The organism is Paracoccus sp. FO-3, from assembly GCF_006386455.1.
In the GTDB taxonomy this organism is placed as follows: domain Bacteria; phylum Pseudomonadota; class Alphaproteobacteria; order Rhodobacterales; family Rhodobacteraceae; genus Paracoccus; species Paracoccus versutus.
In genome coordinates this window covers 1-3,053 of the sequence record NZ_VCBQ01000212.1, presented here as the reverse complement: position 1 = coordinate 3,053, position 3,053 = coordinate 1, and the positions used below count along the sequence as shown (strand labels likewise).

Here is a 3,053-nt window from a genome sequence, read left to right as displayed (position 1 = left end):
GGATCGTCTGGTGCAATTGCTGGCCGGGCGTGCCGCCGAGCGTCTGATCCTCGGCGATGTTTCGGCCGGTGCGGGCGGCAGCGCCGACTCCGATCTGGCAATGGCCACCGCCATCGCTTCGGGAATCCAGATGCGATACGGGTTGGGAGGCCACGGCCCGGTCTGGACCGCCGATCCCGAGACCCTGCTCGCCCTTGACCCCGACATGCTTTTCCGTGTGCGCCGCGAACTGGAGGCTGCCGAGAAGCGTGCTGTCCGGATCCTCAGCGTCCATCGCAATCTGCTCGAGGAGATGGCCGAAGCCCTGATGGCATCGCGCGACATGGACCGCGCCGAGGTGCAGGACTGGCTCGCGCGTGTGGACAATGCTGCACCGGACGAAGACCGTGACGCGCGCCCCGCGCCGCAACCGCAATAGAGACAGAGGGGAGACACCCCCCGAGGATCACGCATCACCCCATCAAAGCGTGCTCCCCGTAAACATAAGACAAAAAACCAAAGAGAGCGGCAAAGCCGCCAGTTCAAAACCTTAAAAACAAAGACAGCACTCCCAGCGGCGGGCCCTGCCCGCCGCCCACTCCATGTCCACGGGATAAAAAAGAAAGAACGCAAAGACCAGGAACCAAAAAATCAAAAGACCCGGAATACATCCGACGTTTCCGCAAACTCGCAGCAGGAGCGAGAAGGACAGCGGCGCCCGGAGTGCTGTCTTTTGGCACGGTGTGCTGGAGGGCATCATTGTCCCGCCAGCGCATTCCAAAAATCCGGATAATTCGCGCCCGATGTTCCGCTTCGCCCGGCTATTGCCTCGTGGGCCGGTCCAGATGCGGTGGTCGCGCAAATCCAGGAACGACAGTCATCTCCGGCCCGCCCCTCTTGAGAGTGAGATTTCCGTATTTTCAGCTGGTTATCCACATTCACATGACACGAGAGCCGTGTTTTGCCCTGAGAGAGCCGTGCCCATGCCCTATGATCATCTGAGCAGCAGCGGGCTCATCCCCGCCCAGAATCATCATCATCGAACGCCGACGGGCCTTGCCCTCAGGCGCAGGGAGAAACTCGGCCCATGGTGCGAGACCGGAGAGATATTGCCAGGAAGGACGGCGCCGCAAAAGCGGCCGCCGCTTCGGCCTCTCCCGGCCCCTCTGCTTCGGCCCCTTCGGCTGACACCACCGACAAAGCCCTTGCCGGGAATCGGCAGCCCGCGCCGCATCACGACCAATTGCTCGCCCTCATCCGGGCGCTCGCCCGCGATGCCGCCCGCGCCGATCGCGCCGCCGAACGCGGCGCGCCTGACGATTGACCTGCCCCTCCGCACGGAGATCCGCCCATGACCCTGCGCGCCGTCATCTACGCCCGCTACTCCTCCGACCTGCAATCGGCCTCGTCGATCGAGGACCAGATCCGGCTCTGCCGCGAACGCGCCGCCCGCGCCGGCTGGCAGATCGTCGGCAGCTACGAGGACGCCGCCACCTCCGGCGCCTCGCTGATGCGTCCCGGCATCCAGCGCCTGCAACAGGATGCCCGCGAGCGGCGCTTCGACGTCGTGATCTCGGAAGCCCTCGACCGGCTCAGCCGCAACCAGGCCGATATCGCGGCGCTTTACCAGAACCTGACCTTCGCCGGCGTGGCCATCGAGACCCTGGCCGAGGGCCGCATCGATGAGATGCATATCGGCCTCAAGGGCACAATGAACGCGCTGTTCATCAAGGACCTGGCCGCCAAGACCCGCCGGGGCCTGCGTGGCCGGGTCGAGGACGGCAAGTCCGGCGGCGGCAACTCCTACGGCTACGACGTGGTCAAGAAGTTCGACGCCCACAGCGAGCCGATCCGCGGCGACCGCACCATCAACGCGGCGCAGGCCGCCGTCATCCGCCGCATCTTTACCGAATACAACGCCGGGCTGTCGTCGCGCACCATCGCCATGACGCTGAACCGCGAGGGCGTGCCCGGTCCGATGGGCCGGGAATGGGGGCCGTCGACCATCCATGGCAACCGCGAACGCGGCACCGGGATTCTGAACAACGAGCTTTATGTCGGCCGGCTGGTCTGGAACCGGCAGTCCTTCGTCAAGGATCCCGACACCGGTCGCCGGGTCTCGCGGCTCAACCCGGAAAGCGAATGGGTGATCTAGGACGTGCCCGACCTGCGCATCGTCGACCAAAACCTCTGGGACGCGGTCAAGGCGCGGCAGGGCGAACTCGCCTTCTCGACCCGCACGCGGCCGGAAGGCAATCCGCTGAACGACCGGCGGCGCCCAAAGCACCTCTTCGCCGGCCTGGTCAAATGCGGCTGCTGCGGGGGCGGCTATTCGATGATCTCGAAGGATCTTCTGGGCTGCTCGACGGCACGCAACAAGGGCACCTGCGACAACCGGGTCAACATCCGCCGCGACGCGCTCGAGGCCTCGATCCTGAACGGGCTCAGGAAACACCTGATGGAGCCGGAGCTGTTCCGCGAGTTCTGCGCCGAGTTCACCAAAGAGGTGAACCGGCTGCGCATGGAGCGCGGCGCAGATCTGATCGCCATGCGCGACGAGCTTCCCCGTATCGACCGGGAACTGTCGAAGCTGCTGGCGGCACTGAAGGCCGGCGGTCCGATCCAGGCCATCGTCGACGACATGAAGCGGCTGGAAGCCCGCAAGGCCGAGTTGACCGCAAAACTGGCCAATGCCGACGAGCCGCCGCCCCTGCTGCACCCGAACATGGCGGCGCTTTATGCCCAACGCATCGGGGAGCTTTCCGAGAACCTGCAGCACGAAGACAGCCGCGCGCAGGCAGCGGAGATCCTGCGCTCGCTGGTCGACCAGGTGACGCTGGTGCCGGAGGGTGGCGAACTGGCCATCGTGCTGCGCGGCGATCTCGGTGCCATCTTGCGCTTTGCTGCCGGCAAGAAGAACCCCGACTTCCTGTCGGAGGCCGAGGCGCTGGACAACCTGCTGGGTCGGATGGCGGTATCGCGGAAGCCCGGGCGTAGAAACGCAAAAACCTCCGCGCTTTGTGCTACGGAGGTTTCGCAATTATCTTTGGTTGCGGGGGCAGGATTTGAACCTG

2 pseudogenes are annotated in these 3,053 nt (G+C 65.1%); both read left to right on the top strand.

The window, feature by feature from the left end:
* Positions 1 to 418 (top strand): annotated as a pseudogene (locus tag FE811_RS26290) (AAA family ATPase); the annotation flags it as partial.
* 912 nt (positions 419 to 1,330) lie between these two features.
* Positions 1,331 to 3,053, top strand: a pseudogene (locus FE811_RS28875) (recombinase family protein); the annotation flags it as partial.